Raw genomic sequence first — 24,801 nt, 5'->3', positions numbered from 1 at the left:
TACCGGGCTCAGTCTGTAAAAAAGCACAATGTATTATCGGGCTGAAATCACCGCAGTCAATGCTTTTAAGTGCTTCGGTACAGAACCCCGACTTTAATACGACCGTAAGCCGCTGTTTGGGCCCGACTCAAGCATTCACTTCCTTTACGCCGTCACTGAACCGGTAACGCGCGGCCACAGCCGGTTTATCCTCCCATGTTTACACCGCGGCGCGGGGGTGGAGGGACGGTTCCTCCGTTAACCTGGTTGGCGCTCGCCTGTTTGAACGCCTGGAAGTTGCGGATAAGATCCTCGTTATATTTTGTGCGGCGTATTTCTTCAAGGAGGTGCTCCATCGCGTCCCAGGGGGTCATCTGGTTGGTGGCCTTTCTGAAGTACCATATCAGTTCCAGCTCTTCACGTGACAACAGCAGCTCCTCTTTACGCGTCCCGGAACGCTGGACATCAATCGCCGGGAAAATCCGGCGCTCCGCCAGCCGCCGGTCAAGGATCAACTCCGCGTTGCCCGTGCCCTTAAACTCCTCGAAGATCACGTCGTCCATCCTGCTCCCGGTTTCGATCAAAGCCGTGGCAAGGACCGTGAGGCTGCCGCCCTCCTCCAGTTTCCGCGCCGCCCCGAAGAAACGTTTGGGTTTGTGCAGCGCGGCCGGGTCGACCCCGCCCGAAAGCGTCCGGCCGCTTGGCGGGACCACCAGATTGTGCGCCCGTGCCAGGCGGGTGATGCTGTCGAGCAGGATGGCGACATCGCGTTTGTGTTCCACCAGGCGCTTCGCGCGTTCCAGAACCATTTCGGCCACTTTAACATGGTTGTCCGGCGGTTCGTCGAAGGTCGAGCTGACCACCTCGCCCTGGACCGAGCGTTCGATATCCGTAACCTCTTCCGGACGTTCGTCGATCAGAAGCACGATAAGATAGATCTCCGGGTGATTGGCGGTGATGCTGTTGGCAATCTCCTTCAGAAGCGTTGTTTTACCGGCCTTCGGCGGCGCTACGATAAGACCCCGCTGACCCTTCCCCAGGGGAGAAACCAGGTCGATTATCCGGGTTGAAATTTTATTCGGTCCGGTTTCAAGCCGGATGCGTTCCTGAGGGTACAGCGGTGTCAAGCCGTCGAAATGGATTCGCTCGGTAAGCAGGGGATCAGTGTCGTTGATCTTTTCTACGCGCAGAAGCGCGAGATACCTTTCGCTTTCCTTAGGCCGTCTTACCTGTCCGGCCACCATATCGCCCGTACGCAGGTCGAACTTGCGTATCTGGGAAGCTGAGACGTAAATATCGTCTCCCGAAGGAAGGTACTTGAACGGCCTGAGGAAACCATAGCCGTCAGGAAGTATCTCCAGAATCCCCTGGGCATACATCAACCCCTCTTTTTCCAGACGGTGTTTCCGGATTTCATAAACCAACTCCTGCTTTCGCATCCGGTAGTAACTGGGGATGTCAAGTTCTTTCGCAAGCTTATAAAGCTCTGTTACATTCTTTGACTCAAGGTCGTTGCCCGCAAACAACACCGCTCACTCCTTATATAAGTGTTTGCCTGAGAGGCTGCTCCAAAACGGCTTCACTTTCGCAACCTCCGGGATATTTACCGCATTTAACCGCCGAAAGCCTTCGGGCTATTAATATATTGTTTATTTGTTTTGCACACTCTCCTAAACGGAAGATTTATAATGGTCGGAATATGCTTCCGATTTAAGTCTTAAAACTGAATTATAGAGGTACAATCGAAAAGTTGGAAGTTAGAGGGGACACTATCGCATGACCGGAAGGAATCCTACATCCAAGCTTCCGGGTTGATTTCTGGTCATTCCCTGTACACAGCCGATGAATGAGTGAATTCGTTAAAGAGGTTCGGGAGTTTACGCTTTATCAACCATGTCCTCCATTTTTTATGGGAAAGGAACAGCCGAACAGGGTCCTCTTTTCAACCCCTAATTCACTATATCGTAAGAAATATCTGAAACTTCATAGATTATTCAGAGGAAATGCTTCGGGGGATCAGAAACTCCTGCGTCTTCCTTCGTATAATCTATTGGTACCTATAAAATTTTATCCTGCCGGCCTAAAATTCATAACCTCAAACGGTAATCCTCTCCTCATTTATTTACCTATCTTTGCCCAGTCCGCCAGAAACTGTTCTATGCCCTTGTCGGTCTGGGGATGTCTTATCATCTGGAAAAGAACCTTATAAGGGATTGTGGCGATATGCGCCCCGGCCCGGGCGGCGGCCACTACATGCAGGGGATTGCGGACACTGGCGGCGATTATTTCGGCGGGTAAATCATAATACGAAAAGATTTCGGCTATGTCCGCAACGACTTCCATTCCATCGTGCCCCACGTCGTCCAGACGCCCTACAAACGGACTCACGAAACTGGCTCCCGCAAGCGCCGCTAACAGTGCCTGGTTCGCGGAAAAAATAAGGGTGACGTTCGTCCTGATCCCCAAAGCCTTCAACGCCTTAACCGCCCGCAAACCCTCGGCGGTAATGGGAACCTTGATGACTACGTTTGCGTGAATCGCAGCCAATTCCCTAGCCTCGGCGATCATACCCTCCGATTCAAGGCTAATAACCTCCGCGCTGACCGGTCCGTCGACAATAGACGTTATTTCGTAAACGACCTGTTTAAAATCACGACCCTCCCTGGCAATAAGGGACGGGTTGGTGGTTACACCGTGGATCACGCCGAGGGACGCCGCCTGGCGGATCTCTTCAATGTTGGCGGTATCGAGGAAGAGTTTGATTGCTTGTCACCTCTCTTAAAATATTTCTTCTTTCGGTGGGCGCCGCGATAAGCAACGCATTGCCACAACGCGGCATGGGCAGCTCACTTGAAAGAATATATAATCGTTGCGCGGACATTTATAAGAAACCGCCGTTAGAACCGGCGTCCCCGCAAGCAACTGCCTTTCTCATGTCCTATAATATGGTGCCCGGGATTAAATTAAAGTTTGTACTGTGAAGGAAGCGTTCCTTTCTGCAGCTAAAATTATTAACACCTTTTTGGGATAGATAAAGGAAGTTATCTAAAGTTCTATTATCTATAACCAAACACCTTTAGTAAATTATACCTCATCCGCCTTACCGGTGCTACCAAAAATCTTAATTTTCCGCCTGATTATTTCCACCGCCGCTTCGCGCGCCGGTCCAAGCACCTTTCGCGGGTCGATCTCGTCCGGATCCGCCTCAAGGACCCTTCTTGCAGCTTTGACGAAGTTTTCCCGTATGTCGGTATCGATGTTAACCTTGCGGATACCGCGCCGCACCGCCTCCCGGACGGCATCCTCCGGAACCCCTGAGGAGCCGTGCAGCACCAGCGGCACATCCACCCGTGCAGCGATTTCGCTCAACCTGTTGAAATCCAGCCGCGGTTCTCCCTTGTAACGTCCGTGGGCGGTGCCTATCGATACGGCCAGTGAGTCAATGCCGGTTTGGGCAACAAAGCTCGCGGCCTCTTCAGGGTCCGTAAAAAAAGCTTCCGCTTCGCTTACGGAGATATCGTCCTCGGTGCCGCCGATCTTCCCCAGTTCCGCTTCAACGGAAACACCGACCGGTTTGGCCACTGCCGCCACCTGTTGGACCAGGGCGATATTCTCGGTGAAAGGAAGGCGGGACCCGTCGACCATCACGGAACTAAAACCGGCCACTATGCAACGCACGGCCTGTTCGAAACTTGTTCCATGGTCAAGGTGTAACGCCACCGGTATGTTGGTTCGAGCAATGGCAGTCTTAGCGAGAATTGAGATGTACTCCAGGCCGGCATACTTAATCGCCCCCTGGCTTGCCTGAAGGATTACCGGAGCATTTTCCGCTTCGGCGGCGGCGATAATCGCCTGGACGATCTCCATGTTATTGCAGTTGAAAGCCCCTACGGCATAACCGCCCGCCGCAGCAGCCTTAAGCAGACGAGCCACCGGCACCAAGGGCACACGCATTCCCCCGATCAGGGCACCGTTGCAAAACTTCATCCGGCGTTTCAGAAGTGAGAACCGGGATGTCGGATGTCAGACGTCGACAAAGATGCGGAAAAACAAATGCAACAGTCACCCGGGATTATTAAAAGGGTAAAACCCTTTTATTTATTATCCCTTTTAAAGCCCTTTTTCTTACTCCGCGCAGCCCGGTCGAGGTTGCAGAACCCGTGTCTGGCGAGTTCGATGGCCGGAAGTTCTTGAAGGTGGAGAAGATCCTGCTCCGAATCCGCATATACGGTACTCATACGGTCACAATTCTTGCACCGCAATTCGAGGCGATCCGGCAAAACCTCAAGTTCGATCCTGTTTTTCCCGCAGGGGCAAAAGATACCGCCTTCGTCGGCCATTTCCTGTAAGTAATTTAAGACATCGAACATCACATCCGGATTCGAGAAATAGTTGGGGCCCCCGAGTTCCTCGATCAGGGCTTCAAGCTCTTCCTGATAAGTCTGGATAGCGGCGCGAACCTTGTCCCTCGGGCCGATGCTTCCCAATTCCAACCCTGTTTCGAGGCACAAAAGCGGGGTTACCTCCGTCGAATACAGCTTCCGACCGGATAACCGATATGTATGGCGTAAATCGCATATGGTACAGCTAAGCTCAAAGGTATACGTTGCGTGATCCCGCGTCAATACCTTGGCCTTTTCCACGCCGCAGGAGCAGATGACCCTTCCGGGTCTTTTCTTGGAAATAGCAAAGCGTGAAAGATGGAAAAGCTCCAATCTGCCGCATTCGGGACAGCGGATTGCGATTACGGTGTCCGTCTGAACAAGCATACCTTAAACCCTCCTTAGGGCAACACCCGAAACTCCTAAGTTCGGCGTTTAAGAAAACCACCGGGCGTCCCCAAAAGGTTAGAACCTTAGGCAAAAGGTTCGCACCAAAAGGAACTCGTTTTGATGTTACTTCGCCGTTAGATAGCGAACTCCTGCTGTCAAAAGCATCTTTTGCGTGTCATATATAAGTAATTTATGGCCCCTGTGGAAAAAGCGGTACCGTATCCTTCACTATTCGGCGCAAATCCGCAAGATCAAACGGCTTTGCCAGGCAGCAGGTGACTTCCAGGCCTTCTGCGGCTTCTGTCTCTCCCGTCATGACTAACACCTTGCTCTGGGGCGCCAGTCGCCTGATCTCGCGCAACAACGTCGCCCCGCTTACGCCCGGCAGTTTCAAATCGAGTAATATCAGCGCCGGTGCCTCTTCTTTTACGATTTCCAAGGCTTTTTCCCAACCGGTAGCCGTTTTTACCGTATAACCCTCGCCGGTCAGCGCCTCTTCAACCAACCAGCAGATATGCCGCTCGTCGTCAACAACCAGGATATAAGACATCTTTACCCTCCCTATTGAGAAGTGAGAGGTATGAGGTTAGAGGTGAGAATTCTTAGGGAATTCGCACACGAAATACCCGATTTTCTCACTTCCAACTTCCAACTTCCAACTTCCAACTTCCAACTTCCAACTTCCAACTTCCCACGTCCCACCTCTCACAAACCGGTTGCCGCAGCGAAAGCTCCCGCAAAAACCGCTATAATCACAAAGAATATAATCATCAGAAAGATAAGAGCCGCCGGCGGTGTGAACACCGTTAAAGCCGCCTCATCGGTTCGAAAATGGTGTACCTCCCGCAGGCCCACCACCAGCAGGACCACACCCCATACCAGAACCGCAAGTCCGGTGATAAGGCCAAGGACCGCTACGGCAGCCTCCGGAAAATTAAACAACTTCATTATTAATTCGAAAGGTATCAGGAAAATTCCCGGCAAAGCAGCCAGGGCGTACACGGTGAGGGTTCCCTTCGGTGTGCCCCTGCCGCCCCATGACTCCGCCAGTAAATGGAGCACCGCTCCGTAAAGAAAGTACTTCAGACTTGTGAAAATCAAAGCAAGAAGCACCACCGGTATGAGTAACCAGGGACCGGGGTCAGGAACACCGTAGCCAAAACCGGGAAAATCAGCCAGTGTGGCGCGAAAGAATATAAAACCTGTGAGAGCGTTGGCGATGGTAAGGATAAGGAGAATGGCAACAGAGTCCCTAAAAGGAGGCGAATCCGCAAGACCTCTGAAAGTAGAGGCGGGATCAAACAAAACACCGTATATCAATTCAAACAGGTTTCGACTTCCGGTCTTGCTGTCCATTTCCATTTCCATATCAATGACCTTCCCCTTATCGTTGGGTCAACGGATAGCAAAGCAGCCATCCGGGTTTTATCTCGGAAGGAAACGGCGCCCGGCTGGCGACGCTGTTTGTTAACATGCTCCAAAAGCCGGTTGGGCCAAAATCGACTATTTCAGGCTCGCCCGGTATTTTTGCAAGCCTCCCGGCCTCCCCGACAGCGTCATGAAAGTCTCCCAGTTTATCCACCAGCCCGGCAGCCTTGGCCTGACGGCCGGTGAAAACCCGCCCGTCCGCAAGCTGTAAAACCTTACTCCGCGGCATATTCCGTCCCTTAGCCACCTGGTCTACAAACTGGTTGTATATGTCGTCCACCATCGTCTGGAAAATAACCCGCTCTTGAGCGGTCATCGGCCGGCTTTCGGACCCCATATCCTTATACGGCCCGCTTTTAACAACCTCTTTTTTAACCCCGATCTTGCCGTAAAGACCCTCAAGCTCGACGGTTTCCAATATTACCCCTATACTTCCGGTCAACGTCGCCGGATCGGCCAAGATCCGGTCGGCGTCCACGGCGATCCAGTAAGCTCCGGAAGCAGCCACGTCGCCCATGGATACTACGACCTTTTTACCGGCGTTTTTAACCCTTTTGACCGCGCAGGCAACCTCCTGTGAAGCCGCCGCGCTGCCCCCGGGGCTATCCAACCGCAAGACCACCGCCTTAATCGACGAGTCGTCTTCCGCACAGCGGAGGGCATCGACTACCCCACGCACGCCGTCCGTACCGCCGCCGAAAAGACCGCCGCTGACATCCTGGGTCGTTATCACCCCCTGGATGTAAACCACACCGATCCTGTCGCCGCCGGACAACGTACGCTTCTTCCCCGGCGCCCTTTCATCGACCGCGGCCGCTACTATCACCGAAACTATTAACAAAACCAGAATCAGGGCGCCGATGACTTTACGCACTGCCGAACCACTTCCTCGCGATTATTCCTAACCCGGAAAAGCCGGAACCACCCAGCACTCAACGTTACGTTAAAACTACTTTGCATCGTTATATAGACAATGCGACTTAGAACACCACGTTTTAAGATCAGCAAGTTGAGTGCTGGGTCACCACAGAGGCACTGAGTTCACAGAGAACAGAAATATTGGGTCAGAATTTAGTATTCAGTATCCAGTAGCCGGATTATATGGGAAATACTCTGAATCGTATCGGATACGGTCTTTCAATTCATTTCATACACTAATATATTTTAGTAAAATAAATAAAATATTTCCGTCTTTCCCTCTCCGTGCGCTCTGTGTCTCTGTGGTCAATTTTCCTTGTTATCTTCCGCAACCAAAGCGGCTCCCACAAAATCGCGGAAAAGCGGGTGCGGGCGTGAAGGCCGGGACTTGAATTCCGGGTGAAACTGCGTCGCCACAAACCACGGGTGTCCGAGCAACTCCACTATCTCCACCAACCGCTCATCGGGAGAAAGGCCGCTGAAACAAAAGCCGGACTTGACGAACGCCTCCCGGTAAACGTTGTTGAACTCGTAGCGGTGGCGGTGGCGCTCGTAAACCTCTGCAGCCTGGTAAGCCTTTTGGGCCGCCGTACCCTGAAGAATACGGCAGGGGTAACGCCCGAGGCGCATCGTCCCTCCCAGGTCGACAACCTCCTTCTGGTCCGGTAGAAGGTTTATGACCGGGTGCGGTGTCACCGGGTCGAACTCCGCGCTGTGGGCCTTTTCCAGTCCGAGCACCGTGCGGGCGAACTCTACAACCGCCAGTTGCATACCCAGGCAGATACCGAGATAAGGCACCTTATTCTCGCGGGCGTAACGGATCGCCTGGATCTTTCCTTCCGTCCCCCGCTCACCAAACCCACCCGGGACAAGGATACCGCCGGCTCCCTTCAGAAGAGAGCCCGGGGTGTTGGTCTCAACGTCTTCCGCCTTCACCCACCTGATTTTTACCCGGGCATTATGTGCGATCCCCGCGTGAGACAGCGCTTCAATTATGCTAAAGTACGCGTCTCTCAGATCTACGTACTTTCCGACAATGGCGATGGTCGCTTCCTGGTGCGGGTTTTTCAGACGCTGTACGATTTCTTCCCACACCTTGAGTTCCGGGGGACTGCAGACCAACCCCAGTCTTTCAATGATGACTGCGCCGATATCCTGGGATTCCAGCAGCAGCGGAACCTCGTAGATGGTTTCCGCGTCCACCGCCTGTATTACCGCCCGGGGTTCAACGTCACAAAACAGGGCGAGCTTTCGTACCATATCGGTTGAAAGCGGAACCTCCGACCGGCAGACGATGATATCCGGCTGGATGCCGATCCCCCGCAGTTCTTTAACGCTGTGCTGCGTCGGTTTGGTTTTCTGTTCATTAGCTCCGTGCAGGTAAGGAACCAGGGTGACATGAACATAAAGAGTGCTCTCCCGGCCAAGATCAATCCTCAACTGACGAATGGCTTCGAGAAACGGCTGCGACTCGATGTCACCGACGGTGCCACCTATCTCTACGATAACTATATCGGCACCGGTTTCCTTTCCTAAAGTGAGGATCCGGTTTTTAATCTCATTGGTTATGTGGGGGATAACTTGAACCGTACTTCCTAAATACTCACCCCGCCGTTCTTTTGTGATAACTGACCAGTAAATGCTCCCCGTGGTCACATTACAAAGACGGTTGAGGTCCGTATCGATAAAACGCTCGTAATGTCCGAGATCCAGGTCGGTTTCCGCCCCGTCTTCGGTAACGAACACCTCGCCATGCTGAAAAGGGCTCATAGTCCCCGGATCGACGTTGATATACGGGTCGAGTTTCTGAATTGTGACGCTGAGCCCGCGGCTCTTCAAAAGACAACCGATGGAAGCCGCGGTTACCCCTTTGCCCAAAGACGAAACGACACCGCCGGTTACAAAAATAAACTTGGCCATACTCCCCTCCGTTAGCTACATTTATGGTTGTGCGTATTGCGGTCCGAACGCGAGTAACTATTCCAATTACATCTTTTCCGGGGCGCTGATTCCCAGAAGACCCAACCCCTGACGAAGGACGATCCCGGTCGCCTGCACCAGTGCCAGGCGCGCCTCTTCGAGGCCTGCACCGGCGTCTATCACCCGGTGGACATTATAAAAGGCATGGAAGAGCCCCGCCACTTCGTAAATATATCCTGTCAACCGGTGCGGCGCAAGGTCAAGAGCTGCGTCTGCAACCTCCTCCGGAAAATCGGCCAATTTCTTGATCAGACGTTTTTCTTCTTCGGTAGACAGTACGTCAAGTTTTACGTTCGAAAACTGTGGAAGCTCCCTGCCTTTGACGGCAAGCTGCCGGTAAAGGCTGCTGATGCGGGCATGAGCATACTGCACGTAGTAGACCGGGTTTTCCATGCTTTGTGACTTTGCCAGGTCCAGGTCAAAATCAAGGTGGCTGTCGGAACTCCGGAGCACAAAAAAATACCGGGCGGCGTCCCGGCCTACCTCTTCCAGCAGCTCATCGAGGGAAACATATTCTCCCGTCCGCTTGGACATCCGGACAACCTCCCCGCCGCTTAAAAGGCGGACCAACTGCATAATCACCACCTGCAAGCAATCGGGATCATGGCCCAGCGCCTTGAGCGCCGCCTTCACCCTGGGCACGTGACCGTGATGGTCGGCCCCCCAAACGTTTATCAGCCAGGCAAATCCCCGGTCGAGTTTGTTTACATGGTATGCGATGTCCGCGGCAAAGTAAGTCGCCACGCCGTTGGAGCGAACCAGGACCTCATCCTTGTCGGCCCCGTAGTCCTTCGCCCTAAACCACAGCGCGCCTTCATTCTCGTAGGTTGCCCCTCTTCCCGCAAGCTCCCGTATCACCTTCTCCACGGCGCCCTCTCTATGAAGCGCTTGCTCCGAAAACCAGACATCGTAATTCACCCCGAAGCTTCCGAGTGACTCGCGTATAGCGCCTATCTTGTCCGCGATTGCGAAATGCGCAAGCGCGTCCCGGCGCTTCGGTGCAGGCACCTTCCGGTAAGCATCCGCTGTTTCCGCAATGAAACGCCTTACCGTCGTTATGAGGTCCGCCCCGTGATACCCGTCTTCCGGAACCGGCGCGTCCTCACCGAATACCTGAAGGTAGCGCGCCTCAAGGGAAGCGGCAAACCGTTCAATCTGATGCCCGGAATCATTAATATAAAACTCCCTGGTAACCTCGAAACCGCAAAAATTCAACAACGCGGCGATGCCGTCCCCGAGCGCGGCGCCGCGGGCGTTACCCATATGCAGGAGGCCGGTAGGATTAGCGCTTACGAATTCGACGTTGACCTTCCGCCCGCCGCCGATTCTGACGCGCCCGTATCCCTCTCCCTGGCCTACCACTCTTTGAAGCGCTTCATACAACCAGCCGGTATTCAAAAAAAAATTAAGAAAGCCCGGTCCCGCAATCTCTACCTTCTGCACCCAGGAGCACCTATTCAGGTCAATACGCTCTCGGATCGTGGCGGCAACATCACGTGGCGGGCGGCGGGCAAGCTTTGCCATTAACATCGCGATATTCGTGCTAAAATCACCAAATTGTTCTTCACGCGGCGAGTTGACGGCATAAACAGGAATCTCGGCGTTCTTCGGAAAACCAAGCGCCACCCGGGAGGCCGCCGCCGCTTCATAAAGCGTACTGCTGATCGCCGCCCGGATCTCGCTTTTTAGGGAATCCATCTCAAACCTCCCTGACAGTAATGTTCAGCTCCCGGCTGCCGATGGGCTGGCGGTCCAGGGCCAATTCATATTCAAGATTAATACTCCCTCCCGTGTCTGTCAAATCGACCTCCACCTTCCGCGGGAACACGTCGCAGAACATACTCCCGAAGGGAGTAACGTAATTACCCCTGTTGGGAATCCCGACCTCAAAAATCTGTTTGAGTTCCTGTTCTCCCATCCGGTTAAGGGTAACGCGGCTCGGTTCCGCCTTAAGCGTGGTGACGGTCCCGGCCATCCCCGACAATTCAGACTCGTGATAAACGATATAGAAATCGGCGCTGCGACAGAAATATCTCGCCGGGGTGACCAGCTCGATCGTCTCCTGATCGCCCAAATCGTCGGTTAGAGTCCCCTTTACGGTCACCAGTACCTCCTTCTTCATCGTCCACCCATATTACAGCAATGAATAAGGGCAGGGCAACTCCCGCCCTTATTCTAAGACAAAATTTCTACGCAATCACCCAATATTCCTGCCGTAAAACCCGTGGCGTTAATTATTTTACGACCGTTATAGCAGGGGTAAATTCTCACCCCTTGTGCGGTACCGCCCCGTGGGGTAAGGGATCCGGGGTCGTCACCTTTTTCTTAAGCTTAACCCGGCGGATAAAGCCGGCCATCCGTTTAAAGGCCTCATTTAAGTTCGTTACCGAAGCTGCGTAGGAACAACGCACGAAACCCTCTCCGCTGGGTCCGAAAGCGGTACCCGGAACAACCGCTACCTTTTCCTCAAAAAGCAACCGCTCACAGAATTCCTCCGAACTTAGTCCCGTATCCGCGATATACGGAAAGGCGTAGAACGCTCCTCCCGGTTCGGAGCAGGGCAGCCCCATTTCTCTAAAGGCGTTGATCACCAGTCTTCGCCGGTGATTATACTGCGCCACCATCTGGCGCATGTCCTTCTGTCCGTTTCTGAGCGCTTCGACCGCCGCCATCTGGGCGGTGACCGGAGCGCAGAGCATCGTGTACTGGTGTATCTTGGTCATAGCCCCCACAAACGCCGGGTTTCCGGCGGCGTAGCCCAACCGCCAGCCTGTCATGGCGAAGGCCTTGGAAAACCCCTGCAGCACAATGGTTCTGTCCCGCATACCGGACAACCTGGCGATTGACGTGTACTCGCCCTCGTACGTCAACTGGGCGTATATCTCGTCGGAGATGACCACCAGGTCGTGTTCTTTGGCCACCGCGGCGATGTTCTCGAGCTCGGCGCGCGGTAAAACGGCTCCGGTTGGATTGTTCGGATAAGCCAGAAGGAGTATCCTGGTCCTGGGAGTTATCGCCTGCTCCACCTGCGCGGCCGTAATCCGGAAGTTGTTTTCCATCCGTGTGGGCATAGGGACAGGCACGCCGCCGGCCATGGCGGTACACGGGATGTACGAGACGTAAGTCGGCTCCGGTATTAGAACCTCGTCCCCGGGCGCGATTAACGCCCGCAGCGCTAAGTCGAGCGCTTCGCTGACCCCGACGGTAACCAGAATCTCATCACGCGGTTCGTAGCGGAGTTGGAAGGCCTGGTTCAGATAACGGGCGATCTCTTCGCGCAGTTCCTTAAGCCCCTGGTTTGAGGTGTACATAGTGTAGCCCTTCTCGAGAGCGTAAATACATGCCTCGCGGATCCGCCAAGGTGTTACAAAATCCGGCTCGCCGACACCCAGTGAAATCACGCCCTTAATCTCCGCCGCCAAGTCAAAAAAGCGCCGGATTCCCGATGGCGGCATTTCGCGCACAACCGGGTTCAACCGTTCATCCCAATTCGTCATGGCGAAACCACCAGCCTTGACGCAGTTTCCTCACTGGTCTCTACAAGAATCCCGTATTCCTTATAACCCTTTAACACAAAGTGGGTGGTAGAGCTTACCACACCTTCAATCGGCGCCAGACGTGTGGCCACAAAGAAAGCGACTTCCTGCATCGAACCTCCCTCCACCTCAACAGCAAGGTCATAAGTTCCGGACATAAGCCGCATCGTCCGCACCTCGGGAAAACGGGCGATCCTCTCGGCTACCGCGTCAAATCCTACGTCGCGCTGCGGCGTTACCTTCACCTCAATCAAAGCGGTTACCTTTTCCAACCCGATCTTACTCCAGTTAACGATCGTCCGATAACCTAAAACAACACCTCGCTGCTCCAGGTCATGAACGATCTCTTCCACCGCCGCCACGTCCATGTTCAGCATCGCGGCAAGATCCTGGGGCGTGTACCGTGCATCGGCCTCCAAGAGCTCAAGGATTTCCTTCTCCCGCTTATGGCCCATAAAAACCCCTCCTATCTGAAAATAGTGTTTCTTTCGTGGTGCCGCCATGACGGCATGGGCGACTCAGCAATTTGCCACCGCGCTTAAAAAGAAAAACCCGCCCGGCTAAGGACGAGTTTTATCTCTCGCGGTACCACCTTAGTTGACGCCCCAAAAGGTAACGCCCCCTCTGCCCTTTAACGGCGGGGACCGGGAAGGCATAATCGGCGTAGAACGCCTTTCCGCTTCCAGCTCCGGGGTGGCTCGGGAGGTATCCACCGGGCTTTCACCTTTCCCGGCTCGCTGAGTGAGAACGACCACCCTTTTTCCCCTTCAAAGCCTTTTCTGTTTCTTTTAAATCCTTTCTATCATAAAACCCTTATCAAAGTCAATCATTCTTTGTAACGCGTAATAAACCAGGGCCAGCGGCCCCCATTGCCGCTGCAAACCGGCCTTATTTCGGCTTTCCGAGGGCCTCGGCGATCTGGGCGGCGACCTTTTTTCCGGAAAGGACCATGCCTCCGAAAACCGGACCCATCCGATAGCCGCCGGCCACCGCGTTGGCTGCCATGCCCGCGACATAAAGACCGGGATAGACCTCGCCCGTATGCTCCAGGGTTTGCTGTTCAGCTACTTCCGCCCACAGGGACTTCTCCCCTTGAATACATCCGCCCGGCACCTTCAACGTCACACCGTCTTTTTCTGTCAGGATGTGCACCACACGCGCGTCGTGCCCGGTGGCGTCCAGCACGCACCGGCACCGCACAGCGAGAGGATCGATGTGCAGACGGGCCATTTCCACCGCGGTCCAGTTCAGCACCACGCCTGAAACGACATCCTTACGCAGGACGACATCCTCCACCGTCATCAGGTTCATTACCTGAACTCCAGCGCGGCAAGCGGCGTAGGCAAACCCGCTTACCGATTCAACCGCGTGTGCGGTATAATAGCCGGGCTCGAATTCCTCGAACCGAACGCCCACGTCCTCAAATATGTCACGCGCCGATTCTTGAAAGACAATCCGGTTAAACATCATCGCGCCGCCCCACATACCGCCGCCCACACTGAGACGGCGTTCAAAGACCACCGTCTTTAACCCGCTGCGGGCAAGGTAAAAGGCCGCGGAAAGCCCGGAAGGTCCGGCTCCCACAACCGCCACATCAAATTCTAGAAGGGAAAGCAGGTCCTGATGATAGCGAGTCATAATAGCCCGGGATATAACGCGTTCGTCGAGTTTGGATGCTGCAATGTCCAAAAAGCCAACTCCTCTCTTTAAGCTAATACTGATAAGACTTTGTGGTCAGTTCAAAGTTCAAGGTTCAAAGTTGAGGGTTGAAAGTTCAGGCTCATGCGGATCGATAGTTCCAGACTTATCAATTAATTATACCCCTGGCGGGAAAAGCGTCAAGAGAACATAAACCGGCAAAACCTCAGGAAGCCCCGCAGGCTGATACCATCCGGTGAACGGCCACAATTGCGTAGGACCTTGGACATCAAGATCTACGTAAAATGTCGAGAAAAAATAACCACAGAGACACAGAGCGCACGGAGGGGAACGAATAGAAAGTTAGGAGTCAAGAATGAAGTCCTTAGTCCAAAGTCCTCAGTCCGGGAACGGGAAGAAAACGAAGTTGAAAGACCCCGGTTTCTTTTTCCGGACTTATCACATAGGACTTAGTACTTAGATGTGATATTTCTGTTCTCTGTGAACTCTGTGACTCTGCGGTGACCCAGCACTCAACTTGCTGATCTTAAAACGTGGTGTTCTAAGTCGCATTATCTATATAACGATGCAAAGTAGTTTTAACGTAACGTTGAGTGCTGGGTGGTTCCGGCTTGTCCGGGGATTAGGCCAACACGGATGAAAATTTATTCTGTTTCTGAACATAATGTTATAGGTATGGATACAAGCAGGCGTAACATCTCGGCCCTGACAATCGCCGGCGTATATATCGGCACCGTCGTAGGCGCAGGATTCGCTTCCGGGCAGGAAGTGCTGCAGTTCTTTACCTTCTTCGGCCTCAACAGCCTCTTTGCGCTTTTTATCGCGGGGGTCCTGTTCGTCTTTTTCGGCGGAATAGTCCTCGAACTCGGCCACCGGCTGCGGGCGGGGTCATATCCGGAAATCGTCAGGTATGCCGGCGGACCCTATCTCGGCGCGGTCGTCGACGTCATTATCACCTTTTTCCTTTTCGGTGCTTTAACCACCATGGCCGCGGGTGCGGGAGCCATTTTCAGCGAGCAGTTCGGCTTGCCGAAGGTCGCGGGCAGCTTTTTTATGATCACCGCCTCGCTGGTGACGGTACTCTCCGGTTTCCACGGCGTGGTACTGGCGATAAGTTTCGTGGTTCCGGTCCTTCTCCTCTCCGTACTGGGCCTCTGTACCGCGGCTCTAATAACCCTGCCGCTTGACCTGACGGCCATCAAACTCTGGTCCGCGACGGTGAAACCCGCAATCCCCTTCTGGCCGCTTTCCGCTCTCACCTATGTTTCTTACAACCTGATACTGTCCCTGTGCATCCTTGCGCCGCTGGGTGCCGGAGCGGCAAATCCCGGGGTGGTGAAAAAGGGGGCGCTTCTCGGCGGTCTTGGACTTGTGGTGGGCGCCCTGGCGATCAACCTGGCCATCCTTACCGCTCCCTCCGGAGCCTCCGGGTTTGAGGTACCCATGGTTTACATCGCCGGTCGTTTTGCGCCTTTAATTCAAGCGGGATACGGTCTCGTCCTTCTCGCCGAAATCTATACCACTGCCGTAGCAAACCTTTACGGCTTTACCGCGCGCATAAACACCCCCGGGACGGCGCGCTTCAGACAAGCCGCGCTGATAGTTGCCGCGGTGGCCTTTTCGGCAAGCATGCTGGGTTTCTCAAACCTGGTGCGTTACCTCTATGCCGTCGTGGGCGTGGCAGGCTTCCTGCTCCTCGGCGGTCTGGCCTACGGCTACCTGCGGGAAAGACTGAATATCTAGGAGGCCGCTGCAAAACTAAGCCCGACAATTTTCAAAGCCGTCCCCTGCATCACCCCACGTCAAATGGTTTGCCCTTCAGCGGGTTAATCGGGTATAATCCTGGCATGTAATTGTTTACGGATGCCTTGGGGACAAACGACGACAACCCACAGATATTAGGCCATTTGACGCCAAGATCTACGCAAAAATGGTAGAAAAATTAATCACAGAGACACAGAGCACACGGAGGGATAAAACGGAAATATTCCATGAGACGATTCAAAGGCCGTATCTGATATGATTCAGGGTATTTCGCATTGTCTATATAACGATGCAAAGTAGTTTTAACGTAACGTTGAGTGCTGGGTGGTTCCGGCTTTTACGGGTTAGGAGAGAGATAGCTTTGCGGCGCTTTTGGCTTGTGGGTTTCACCGTTCTCCTGGCGGATCAGTTGTCAAAACTCCTGGTGTTTCGGTCCCTCCTCGGGAAGACCGTGGGTCTGCCAGGTTTGTTAACTTTACACTATGTCCGTAATTCCGGCGCGGCATTCGGTTTTTTTGGAAACTGGACGCCGTTTTTAATTGTCCTGAGCCTGGTTCTGGTGACGTTGGTTTTTGCCGGGTATAACAGAATCAAGGCTGCGCCGGTTTACTGGCAGTGGGGCATCGGTCTGCTTTTGGGCGGGGCCGTAGGCAATCTTATCGACCGGCTGCGCTTCGGTTACGTCATTGATTTCATCGATATCGGCTTCTGGCCGGTTTTCAACCTTGCCGACACTGCGATCGTGTGCGGGGTGGCTGTTATCGCCTGCGGGGTTTTAAGGGAGAAATAATCTCACCGCCAAGATATGTAATAGGTAGTAGACAGTAGGTAGAAGGTAGAAGTAGGAAGTCACGGGTCGCGAGTTACGAGTTGTGAGTTTTGAGCGGTTCCGCGTTCTTATTCTATATTCTACCTTCTGACCTTCTTAGCCACTCAGAAGAGGTTGTTCTGTATTCTGTTTTGAACTTTGAACTTTGAACCTTAAACGATTTAAAGAAGGAGTTGTGGAGTTGGTTCTTATAGATCGGTTGGTGGTCGAAGAAGATGACGCCGGAGTCCGCCTTGACCGCTATCTTGCTTATCAGCTTTCGGACTTCAGCCGGTCACGGATTCAGCATCTGATAGGAGACGGGCAGGTGCTCGTCAACGCGCGGTCCGCCCGTCCAAGCTACTGCGTCCGGACTGCCGACGAGATCCGGGTCAACCTGCCGCCGCCCGAGGCGCCGGCCATCGAGCCCGAGCCTATTCCCCTGGATGTCGCTTACGAGGACAACGACCTGCTTGTGGTCACTAAGCCGAGGGGGATGGTTGTTCATCCGGGAGCCGGTCATTTACGGGGAACGCTTGTCAACGCACTTCTATACCATTGTTCAAACCTGTCCGGGATTAACGGCGTCCTGCGCCCGGGAATCGTGCACCGGCTTGACAAAGATACCTCGGGTCTCCTGATGGTGGCTAAAAACGATACCGCCCACCTCGCGTTGAGCGCCCAACTGAAGGAACGGCGGGTCCTGCGGGAATACGTGGCCCTTGCCTACGGCCGTTTAAAGGAGGACGCGGGAACCATAAACGCGCCTATCGGCCGGCACCAGCGTGACCGTCAGAGGATGGCGGTTACGCCCAAAGGCCGCCCGGCGGTTACCCATTTCGTTGTAATCGAGCGTTTCAGCGGTTACACGTACCTTCGCCTGCACCTGGAGACCGGGCGCACCCATCAGATTCGCGTGCATCTCGCTTTTATGGGGCACCCGGTGGTAGGTGACCTGAAATACGGGCGGGCGCAGCCGCATTTAGGGTTGAGCGGGCAATTCCTGCACGCCGGGGTGCTGGGGTTCGAACACCCGGTGTCCAACGAGTTTTTACGTTTTGAGGCGTCTCTTCCGGCGGAACTCGAAGCCGTTCTTAATAAATGCCGCAATATGTAACAGATTTTTAAAATTTTTCACCACAGAGGCACAGAGTTAACAGAGAACAGAAATATCACATCTAAGTACTAAGTCCTATGTGATAAGTCCGGAAAAAAGGGACCGGGGTCTTTCAACTTCGTTTTCTTCCCGTTCCCGGACTGAGGACTGGGGACTTTGGACTAAGGACTTCATTCTTGACTCCTAACTTTCTATTCGTTTCCCTCCGTGTGCTCTGTGTCTCTGTGGTTTTTTCTTGACATTTGTTGCAGATCCTGACGGCAAAGACCCTACGGGTTATTTTGCAGCGCTGCATACTCGGCGCCGCCCGCAATGGATATCTCGCCGGGGATGAGTTCCTGAACGGCCGTTTTGGAGTCTTCTTCACTGACGATCAATCCTATTGTATCCCCGCGGAGGCCGCGGCGCATGGCCTCCAGGGAAAGCACCTCACCCGGCGGGACGTTACCGAGGTTTACGTCCGGACCGAAACGGTGTATCAGTTTCACCTGCTGTGATTTCTGCGGCGCCTCCCAAATGATTGTCTCCGGACCCTCAACCATCGTCGAAAAAGTCTGAAAAACGGCCTCCTTTACCCTTCCCCGCGCATCGTAAATACCGGTTCCGCATCCGTTTTCCCGCCCTTCAAGAATTACCCACTCCGCACCGGCCTCGCGGTCTAACGCAGCCTGGCGGGCCATTTCCAGGGGACCGAGACAGAAGCGCGGGTTTTTCTTCCCCACCTCCGCAAGAACCACGAAGCCGGCGCTGTGCGCGAGGTGAATGGCGCGGGCTCGGGATTTCTGATCGAAGTTGAGGCTGCCGTCCGAGATTTCCACCGCGGAAAAGCCCGTTTCGCGTAATTGTCTCAAACAGTCCGGAAGCCGCTTCCGCGCCATCGCTATTTCGAGAAATGTCCCCCCCGGATATATCTCTATCCCGAACGAGCGGACAAACCTAACCTTGGCTTCAAGGAGAACAGGATCATAAAGCGCAACGGTACCGAAACCGAGTTTGATGAAATCGATGTAGTCTCCCGCCACTTCGAGAAGGTCCCGCGTTTCGGCCATGCCGAGCCCTTTATCGATAACCATGGTGATACCGGCTTTACGGGGACGGGTCAGGCTGCGGTCGCACGGGGGCAGGCCGATGATCTGCTGCAAAGGCAACACTTTTTCCAACTCCTCCCACAGATTTAGCGTGTAAAACAAATCTTTTGCGCCAGTGTATGCAAAATACGTATACAGTGTTGCAAAAATTGCCTGCCATGACTATATGCGTCCTTTTATGGTCTGTTTTGGTAAATGGGGGAAGCAGCGAGTGAAGCTTTTTATTTACTTCTTTTTGCCGCCCTTAGGCTTCTTTTCTTTCAGTGAAGCCGTAATAATGCTCCCGCGAAGAAAGATAAGCGTGAAAAGGGCGGCGAGGAGCGAGAGCCCCGCGGTGACTCCAAAGGTAAGGCGTGCTGAGGATTCAAGCAGGAAGGCAAAAAGGGGCGGTCCCATGGCGACCCCGAAGAATCGAACACCGCCGTACAGGGCGGTGACGATGCCTCTGGCGCTTGAACCGACGCTGGAGGTGATAAGGGTATTCAGACAGGGCAAAGCCGAACCCGCGCCGATACCGGCCAGGCTGATCCCCGTAAAAAAGAAGAAGGTGCCGCGGAAGAAGATGAAAGAGGCAAGCGCCGCAGCAAGGATAAACAGCCCCCCGGTAACGACGAAGGGCATCAGGTTGATGCGCTTTTTTATCGCCCAGCCGGTCAGATAGGCTGTGGCGCACATGAACCCTACCGGCACCGCGAGGTAGAACCCTTTCTTTATGCCCGCCACCCCCATGGCCGATTCAATGTGTTCCGAAAGAAAAAAAAGAAGTCCGAAAAGAAGCAGAAGAACCGTCGCTCCGGCAAAAAAGGCGCTTCCCAGATTCCATCCTTTTTGAACCGAGGCCGCTTTAAGAATCCTGTAATACTCCCCGAGGGGGGCCGGTTGCGCGCGTGCCGCCGGTTCGGAAACCAGGAACAACACCCCCAGTACGACAGGGATTACAAAGACCGGGAAGACGAAGAAAGGGTAGTGCCAACCGAAGATACCCACCGCGGCCCCTAGGATAGGACTGATTATCTTACCCGTGCCGTTGGCCGCCTCTATGACGCCGAGAGCACTGCTTCTCTGTTTCCCGCCAAAAAGGTCGCCCACGAGGGCCATGGCGATCGGCGCGGTCCCGGCGGCTCCTATCCCCTGAAAAACACGGCTGATTAGGATATAGGTATATGCTTCTTTGTGCAGCAGGAGGTACAGCAGCCCGGCGGCAAGACCGCTCAAGGCGTAAAGCACGAGGGAAGGGATGAGCACCGCCCGCCTTCCGAGACGGTCGGCGAGAAGCCCGGTAAACGGGATACTCAGGCCCGCAGGAACGGAAAAGAGGGTTATTATGAGCCCCGCCTGGAATGCGGATATGTCAAAGGCTTTTTTCATCGCGGGAAGAACCGGAATGAGCATTGAGTTGCCCAGAACCATCACGAGCGGCACGCCGGCCAGGACCCAAAGCGCATTCTTCTTCATGGAGCTTATTTTTTCGCGTCAGCGGAGGTATATACATCACAGAAGGGTCATATCTTTGTGCGGAAGGACGAATACAAACCGTTCACAGTTCTACGTTCTACGTTTAAAAGGCATGACGAGAGGACAGAAGCAAGCCGGTACCGGATTTAAAACTCGCGACTACTCGCAATTCCGGTTTCTGTTCCCGGTTCTTCTGGTTCCCGGTTTCTGTTTCCAGTTCCTGTTCCCGAACTGAGGACTTTCAACTGAGGACAGAGGACTTAACCCGTGACTCGCGACTCGTGACTCGCGACTCGCGACTCGTGACCCGTGACTCGTGACCCGTGACTCGTGACTATCCCATGGAGGGAATTGCCATTGTTCAAGGTGCATGATCCGGTGGTATGGGGGATGGCCGGGATGCGGTTCCTTTCCTCAAGTATCGAATTCACGGCCGCCGTGATGATGCTTTATTTCGGCCGGGTCGAAAGCGCCTTTAAGATTAACGCCGTGCTCAGCCTGATCGGCCCCGTCATCCTTTTCACCGTCGCATTCCTGGGGATCTGGGGGATGGCCGGTCGGCTTTCCCCTGCGGGTTTTATCTACGTTCTCATCGGAGTAGGGTTTATCTTTTACGGTGTGCTAAAACTGCGATAAGGAAAACAAACCTTTCATTCCGCCTTGTTTATTCGTGGGCTTGGTGGTTTTTAGCTCCCGGCTCCCGGCTTCTGACTTCTATATTCTATATTCTACTACCTTCTCTCTTCCCGCCCCCAGTCTCTCACTTCTCACAATTCTACTTCTACATTCTATATTCTAATTCTATATTCACCTCACAGACCGCCGGCGAGCCCCCGCCGGACGGCGTTTCCCGGAGCCCTCCGGCAACAGGCGCTCCTTCAAAACGCTTTCCGTTTTCTTCGATTCAGACAGACGCAGCAACCGGCCCTCTTCCGCGATGCTTACGCCGCCGTTCTCTTCCGAAACCACCACCACCAGCGCGTCGGTCTGCTCGCTCAGCCCCACCGCCGCCCGGTGTCTCGTACCCAGATCCGGCGAAACACCGTGCTGCGCCGCCAGCGGCAGGTAGCACCCGGCCGCCGTCAGCCTTTCTCCCCGTATGATCACCGCCCCGTCGTGCAGCGGCGCGTGACGGTCAAATAAGGTCAGCAACAGCTTCTGGGACACTGCCGCGTCGAGAATCGTGCCTGTCTCCGTGTACTCCCTCAACCCCGCCTGCCGCTCGAAGACGAGTAGCGCCCCGGTGCGCGCGCGTGAAAGCTCAACCACCGCGGCCGCTGTTTCCCTGATCACCCTTTTAGCCCCGCTGCCGCCCACCAGCCGCGAGAAAGGAGCCCCTTGACCTAATTTCTCAAGCATCCTCCTTATCTCCGGCTGAAACACGATGGGTACCGCCACAAAGGCCATCGTCCAGACCTTATCGAGCGTCCAGTTCAAGAGCCGGAGATCAAGCTTGTAACCGACACCGGTCAACACCGCCAGGACGAACAACCCTTTCAGCAACTGAACGGCTCTGGTTCCCCGGATCAGCGTAAAAACCCCGTAGGCGATCACAACCACTAAACCCACATCGAGAACGAGCTTTAGAACAACACCTGGAGAAACCTCAAATACAGCCATGTACTCCCTCTTTGACGCGAATATCTATACTTCAATTCTTCCTTCGCTATAAATCACCCGTTTCCTCCTCAGAAAATAAATCAACCGCCAAGACGCCAAGAACGCTATTTATCAAGAAAAAGATTATATGATAACACTTAACTCGCAGGTTCCACGTAAATTTTCATCGTTCGTGGTGCCGCCTAAGGCGGCATGGGGCACTCCTTTGGGAAAACGGTTGATTCATCCATCGGCTTTGATTTGCTAAAAGCGGTCCGGCGTTTCCGCGAGCGTACATACCGGCTGTTTTGTCCCGGAGCATCCAAAAAAAGCCTCCTGTAGACGTGCGGCATATCTTAACATCGACCCCAATCTGTGCTATAGTTATTCCGGTATATGCATCATGCAAATAGGAAGCTTTTAAGCTTTTTACAATACACCTGTAGGAGTTTTTTACTACGATGTCAGATAAAAATTCAGCAGACGGCGAACCTGCCGCCTATGCCCAGTACCTCCGGGGTGAGCAGTTGCTGCAGCCGGGTCTTTTGTTACTCCTTGCTAAACGCCCCATGCACGGCTACGAGCTCATCCAATCGCTGAACCGGCTTTCCTTCAACTCCGAGGAATGTGATCCGGCTACAGTCTACCGCAATCTGAGGCGGATGGAGAACGACTGTCTCGTAAACTCCGAATGGCAGGCGGGTGAATCGGGCCCGGCGCGCCGCGTCTATCACCTGACTGCCGAAGGCGACCGTCTTCTTAATATGATGACTGCCAATGCACAGAGCCGCCGCGAGCAGCTCGAGGCGTTCCTGATGCTGCATGCGGAGGTCCGCCGGAACGGTTCCGCCGCGGGAAGCCTTACGAAACAAAAGCAGGGAGACAAAGAAAAATGAACAAAGAACCGCTTTGCATCCTGCACGCCGGAGCGCTGCGCGGGCCTTTAGCGGAATGCGCCCGGGTTTTTCGACAGTCTTGTCCGGACGCGGCTGTCCGGTTGGAAGCGGCCGGCTCCCGCGAGTGCGCCCACCGCCTGCGCCGCGGGGAGGAAGCCGACGTTGTCGCCCTGGCCGATCCCGCGGTTTTCGCGGAACTTCTGGAGCCGGAAATTGTAACGCGTTACTTTATCTTCGCCACGGACCGGATCGTTATTGCCTTTGACGAATACTCCCGGCAGCAGAAAGGGGTCAATCATCAAAACTGGTTTGACGCTCTCTTTGCGGACGGCGTCACCTTCGCCCGATCCGATGAGAACCTCGACCCCTGCGGTTACCGGACGCTTATGGTGTGGCAGCTCGCCGGGAATTTTTACAACCGGTCCGCCCTTTGCCAGCGGCTCCTTAACTGCGACCCTCCGGCCGTCGTCATGCCCAAGTCCATCGATCTGGTGGAACTGATCGCCCAGGGCCGTGCGGACTTCGCCTTCGTTTATTCTTCCGTGGCAGTGCAGTTTGGACTCAACCACATCGTCCTGCCGCGGGAGATCGACCTTTCCAGTCCCGCTTTCGCCGACCGTTATCGATTAGCGGAAGTCACGGTCGACGGGCGGCAGCCCGGCGAAAAGGTGTTACTCCGGGGAGCGCCGATCGAGTTTGCCATCGGCATTCACCGCCAAACCAGACATTCCGACTTGGCCCGGTCCTTTCTCGGCTTCGTGCACGGCCGCGCCGGTCAGGAAATCCTGGAAAACCACGGCTTAATCGCCTGTTAAAAAGGAGCAAGCAGGATGCACTTTCCGGTTTCGGGCGTCGAAGTCTTCCCGTTAATCCCTCCGCTGGTGGCCTTTATCGTTTCCTCGATAACGGCTTCGGCCGGTGTCTCAGGGGCCTTTCTCCTTCTACCCTTCCAGATGAGCTTCCTCGGTTTCGTCAGCCCGGCGGTAAGCCCGACCAACCTTATTTACAACATCGTGGCTATTCCCGGCGGGCTCTACCGCTACATAAAAGAAGGACGCATGGCGTGGCCGCTGACCTGGGTGGTGATCGTCGGCACCCTCCCCGGTGTTTTTGCCGGGGCGCTGATCCGCATCAGGTATCTTCCAGACCCCCGGGCCTTCAAGTTGTTCGTGGGGCTGGTCCTTCTATATCTCGGCGGTCGCATCCTCTACGAGGCGACTGGACGCTACCGCAAAGGACGGCAACAGCAGCGCGCCCTCGAAAAGAAATTCAGAGAGAGGGTACAGCAGCAAAAAAACCTGTCGCGTGGACGCCTTAAGGCCGGATTGCCGCCGGAGGCGGTGGTGCGGACAAAATCCGTTTCCCTCAAAAGCATCGAGTACGAGTTCTGGGGGGAAACCTTCTCCTTCAGTACCGCCATTATCTTCACCCTCGCCCTCGCTGTCGGACTGGTCGGCGGTATTTACGGCATCGGCGGCGGAGCCATTATAGCGCCCTTCGTGGTGGCCGTTTTCGGCTTGCCGGTATATACCGTAGCCGGCGCCGCGCTGGCCGGTACATTTTTAACGTCTATCGCCGGGGTGGGTTTCTTCGAAATCCTGGCGCAGACCTCGTTCGGTGCGGGAAAGGTAATCCGGCCGGACTGGGCGCTGGGAGCCCTCTTCGGCGTCGGAGGACTGGCGGGCACTTACATCGGCGCCCGCTTTCAGAAGTACCTGCCGGAAAAGTGGATACGTATTTTGCTGGGCATGCTGGTTACCGGTCTCGCGGTCCAGTACGTCGCGCAATACTTTGTTTAGAGC

At 54.5% G+C, this 24,801-nt stretch carries 23 protein-coding genes and 1 other annotated feature; of the genes, 7 read left to right on the top strand and 16 right to left on the bottom strand.

The features are described 5' to 3' along the window. Positions 1-185 precede the first annotated feature (185 nt). The 13 genes from rho to AB1500_04600 all read right to left on the bottom strand — a co-directional run bounded on the left by rho (position 186) and on the right by AB1500_04600 (position 14,296). Positions 186-1,508, bottom strand: coding sequence for a transcription termination factor Rho (gene rho / locus AB1500_04660; protein MEW6182455.1), 1,323 nt, complete (start codon positions 1,506-1,508; stop codon positions 186-188). 589 nt (positions 1,509-2,097) lie between these two features. Beyond that, positions 2,098-2,742 carry a fructose-6-phosphate aldolase gene (fsa, locus tag AB1500_04655; GenBank protein MEW6182454.1) on the bottom strand — a complete coding sequence of 215 codons (645 nt, stop codon included), beginning with the start codon at positions 2,740-2,742 and terminating at the stop codon, positions 2,098-2,100. Between the two features lie 321 nt (positions 2,743-3,063). Then, on the bottom strand, positions 3,064-3,927 hold the full coding sequence (locus AB1500_04650) for a class II fructose-1,6-bisphosphate aldolase (protein ID MEW6182453.1): 864 nt from the start codon (positions 3,925-3,927) through the stop codon (positions 3,064-3,066). Between the two features lie 146 nt (positions 3,928-4,073). Continuing rightward, a complete protein-coding gene (locus tag AB1500_04645) occupies positions 4,074-4,748 on the bottom strand; it encodes a hypothetical protein (protein MEW6182452.1) in 675 nt (224 codons plus the stop codon). A gap of 193 nt (positions 4,749-4,941) precedes the next feature. After that, positions 4,942-5,301 carry a response regulator gene (locus AB1500_04640; protein MEW6182451.1) on the bottom strand — a complete coding sequence of 120 codons (360 nt, stop codon included), beginning with the start codon at positions 5,299-5,301 and terminating at the stop codon, positions 4,942-4,944. Positions 5,302-5,456: 155 nt separating this feature from the next. Further along, positions 5,457-6,119, bottom strand: coding sequence for a Yip1 family protein (locus tag AB1500_04635; protein MEW6182450.1), 663 nt, complete (start codon positions 6,117-6,119; stop codon positions 5,457-5,459). A gap of 16 nt (positions 6,120-6,135) precedes the next feature. Beyond that, a complete protein-coding gene (gene sppA / locus AB1500_04630; GenBank protein MEW6182449.1) occupies positions 6,136-7,053 on the bottom strand; it encodes a signal peptide peptidase SppA in 918 nt (305 codons plus the stop codon). A gap of 350 nt (positions 7,054-7,403) precedes the next feature. Next, complete coding sequence (locus tag AB1500_04625; GenBank protein ID MEW6182448.1) at positions 7,404-9,017, bottom strand: CTP synthase; 1,614 nt, start codon at positions 9,015-9,017, stop codon at positions 7,404-7,406. 66 nt (positions 9,018-9,083) lie between these two features. Next, complete coding sequence (gene argS / locus AB1500_04620) at positions 9,084-10,775, bottom strand: arginine--tRNA ligase (protein ID MEW6182447.1); 1,692 nt, start codon at positions 10,773-10,775, stop codon at positions 9,084-9,086. Position 10,776: 1 nt separating this feature from the next. Next, positions 10,777-11,181, bottom strand: coding sequence for a DUF1934 domain-containing protein (locus AB1500_04615; GenBank protein ID MEW6182446.1), 405 nt, complete (start codon positions 11,179-11,181; stop codon positions 10,777-10,779). Positions 11,182-11,344: 163 nt separating this feature from the next. Continuing rightward, positions 11,345-12,574, bottom strand: coding sequence for an aminotransferase class I/II-fold pyridoxal phosphate-dependent enzyme (locus AB1500_04610; GenBank protein ID MEW6182445.1), 1,230 nt, complete (start codon positions 12,572-12,574; stop codon positions 11,345-11,347). Then, positions 12,571-13,068, bottom strand: a complete 498-nt coding sequence (locus AB1500_04605; GenBank protein MEW6182444.1) for an Lrp/AsnC family transcriptional regulator — start codon at positions 13,066-13,068, stop codon at positions 12,571-12,573. Before AB1500_04605 ends, AB1500_04610 begins: the two co-directional genes overlap by 4 nt. Before the next feature lie 104 nt (positions 13,069-13,172). Beyond that, positions 13,173-13,393 (bottom strand) — a binding site (T-box leader). A 108-nt stretch (positions 13,394-13,501) separates the two neighbouring features. Beyond that, entirely contained in the window at positions 13,502-14,296 is a 795-nt protein-coding gene (locus AB1500_04600) for a sulfide-dependent adenosine diphosphate thiazole synthase (protein ID MEW6182443.1), read from the bottom strand. Between the two features lie 651 nt (positions 14,297-14,947). Between AB1500_04600 and AB1500_04595 the strand changes: the two genes are divergently transcribed. The 3 genes from AB1500_04595 to AB1500_04585 all read left to right on the top strand — a co-directional run bounded on the left by AB1500_04595 (position 14,948) and on the right by AB1500_04585 (position 17,961). After that, positions 14,948-16,015 (top strand): hypothetical protein, encoded by a 1,068-nt coding sequence (locus AB1500_04595; GenBank protein MEW6182442.1) that lies wholly within the window; start codon positions 14,948-14,950, stop codon positions 16,013-16,015. Positions 16,016-16,397: 382 nt separating this feature from the next. Beyond that, positions 16,398-16,826, top strand: coding sequence for a signal peptidase II (gene lspA, locus AB1500_04590; protein MEW6182441.1), 429 nt, complete (start codon positions 16,398-16,400; stop codon positions 16,824-16,826). Positions 16,827-17,046: 220 nt separating this feature from the next. Next, complete coding sequence (locus tag AB1500_04585) at positions 17,047-17,961, top strand: RluA family pseudouridine synthase (GenBank protein MEW6182440.1); 915 nt, start codon at positions 17,047-17,049, stop codon at positions 17,959-17,961. Between the two features lie 269 nt (positions 17,962-18,230). Here the strand turns inward: AB1500_04585 and AB1500_04580 are convergent, their stop codons facing one another. After that, a complete protein-coding gene (locus AB1500_04580) occupies positions 18,231-19,112 on the bottom strand; it encodes a phosphosulfolactate synthase (protein MEW6182439.1) in 882 nt (293 codons plus the stop codon). A gap of 162 nt (positions 19,113-19,274) precedes the next feature. Next, entirely contained in the window at positions 19,275-20,504 is a 1,230-nt protein-coding gene (locus AB1500_04575; GenBank protein MEW6182438.1) for an MFS transporter, read from the bottom strand. A 366-nt stretch (positions 20,505-20,870) separates the two neighbouring features. Here AB1500_04575 and AB1500_04570 point away from each other — a divergent pair, with 366 nt between their 5' ends. Then, positions 20,871-21,140, top strand: a complete 270-nt coding sequence (locus tag AB1500_04570; GenBank protein ID MEW6182437.1) for a YqhV family protein — start codon at positions 20,871-20,873, stop codon at positions 21,138-21,140. Positions 21,141-21,311: 171 nt separating this feature from the next. On the opposite strand, the gene cdaA is transcribed toward AB1500_04570, so the two are convergent. Continuing rightward, positions 21,312-22,124, bottom strand: a complete 813-nt coding sequence (gene cdaA / locus AB1500_04565; protein MEW6182436.1) for a diadenylate cyclase CdaA — start codon at positions 22,122-22,124, stop codon at positions 21,312-21,314. A gap of 440 nt (positions 22,125-22,564) precedes the next feature. On the opposite strand from cdaA, the gene AB1500_04560 reads away from it, so the two are divergent. The 3 genes from AB1500_04560 to AB1500_04550 are packed head-to-tail and all read left to right on the top strand — an operon-like array spanning position 22,565 to position 24,798. Beyond that, positions 22,565-22,999, top strand: a complete 435-nt coding sequence (locus AB1500_04560) for a helix-turn-helix transcriptional regulator (GenBank protein MEW6182435.1) — start codon at positions 22,565-22,567, stop codon at positions 22,997-22,999. Then, complete coding sequence (locus tag AB1500_04555) at positions 22,996-23,814, top strand: extracellular solute-binding protein (GenBank protein ID MEW6182434.1); 819 nt, start codon at positions 22,996-22,998, stop codon at positions 23,812-23,814. The genes AB1500_04560 and AB1500_04555 overlap by 4 nt, the downstream gene beginning before the upstream one ends. A gap of 15 nt (positions 23,815-23,829) precedes the next feature. Next, complete coding sequence (locus AB1500_04550; GenBank protein ID MEW6182433.1) at positions 23,830-24,798, top strand: sulfite exporter TauE/SafE family protein; 969 nt, start codon at positions 23,830-23,832, stop codon at positions 24,796-24,798. Positions 24,799-24,801 lie beyond the last annotated feature (3 nt).

It is taken from the genome of Bacillota bacterium, from assembly GCA_040755295.1.
Classification (GTDB): Bacteria; Bacillota; Desulfotomaculia; order Desulfotomaculales; family Ammonificaceae; genus SURF-55.
The sequence above is the reverse complement of the archived record's forward strand: the minus strand, read 5'-3'. Positions and strand labels throughout refer to the sequence as shown.

What these genes read in the sequence shown, in the direction of transcription:
- AB1500_04555 (MEW6182434.1), top strand. Translation starts at nt 22,996, where the DNA reads ATGAACAAAGAACCGCTTTGCATCCTGCACGCCGGAGCGCTGCGCGGG.
- AB1500_04575 (MEW6182438.1), bottom strand. Translation starts at nt 20,504, where the DNA reads ATGAAGAAGAATGCGCTTTGGGTCCTGGCCGGCGTGCCGCTCGTGATG.
- AB1500_04560 (MEW6182435.1), top strand. Translation starts at nt 22,565, where the DNA reads ATGTCAGATAAAAATTCAGCAGACGGCGAACCTGCCGCCTATGCCCAG.
- argS (MEW6182447.1), bottom strand. Translation starts at nt 10,775, where the DNA reads ATGGATTCCCTAAAAAGCGAGATCCGGGCGGCGATCAGCAGTACGCTT.
- AB1500_04645 (MEW6182452.1), bottom strand. Translation starts at nt 4,748, where the DNA reads ATGCTTGTTCAGACGGACACCGTAATCGCAATCCGCTGTCCCGAATGC.
- AB1500_04605 (MEW6182444.1), bottom strand. Translation starts at nt 13,068, where the DNA reads ATGGGCCATAAGCGGGAGAAGGAAATCCTTGAGCTCTTGGAGGCCGAT.
- AB1500_04625 (MEW6182448.1), bottom strand. Translation starts at nt 9,017, where the DNA reads ATGGCCAAGTTTATTTTTGTAACCGGCGGTGTCGTTTCGTCTTTGGGC.
- cdaA (MEW6182436.1), bottom strand. Translation starts at nt 22,124, where the DNA reads ATGGCTGTATTTGAGGTTTCTCCAGGTGTTGTTCTAAAGCTCGTTCTC.
- AB1500_04610 (MEW6182445.1), bottom strand. Translation starts at nt 12,574, where the DNA reads ATGACGAATTGGGATGAACGGTTGAACCCGGTTGTGCGCGAAATGCCG.
- AB1500_04635 (MEW6182450.1), bottom strand. Translation starts at nt 6,119, where the DNA reads ATGGAAATGGAAATGGACAGCAAGACCGGAAGTCGAAACCTGTTTGAA.
- AB1500_04640 (MEW6182451.1), bottom strand. Translation starts at nt 5,301, where the DNA reads ATGTCTTATATCCTGGTTGTTGACGACGAGCGGCATATCTGCTGGTTG.
- AB1500_04550 (MEW6182433.1), top strand. Translation starts at nt 23,830, where the DNA reads ATGCACTTTCCGGTTTCGGGCGTCGAAGTCTTCCCGTTAATCCCTCCG.
- AB1500_04595 (MEW6182442.1), top strand. Translation starts at nt 14,948, where the DNA reads ATGGATACAAGCAGGCGTAACATCTCGGCCCTGACAATCGCCGGCGTA.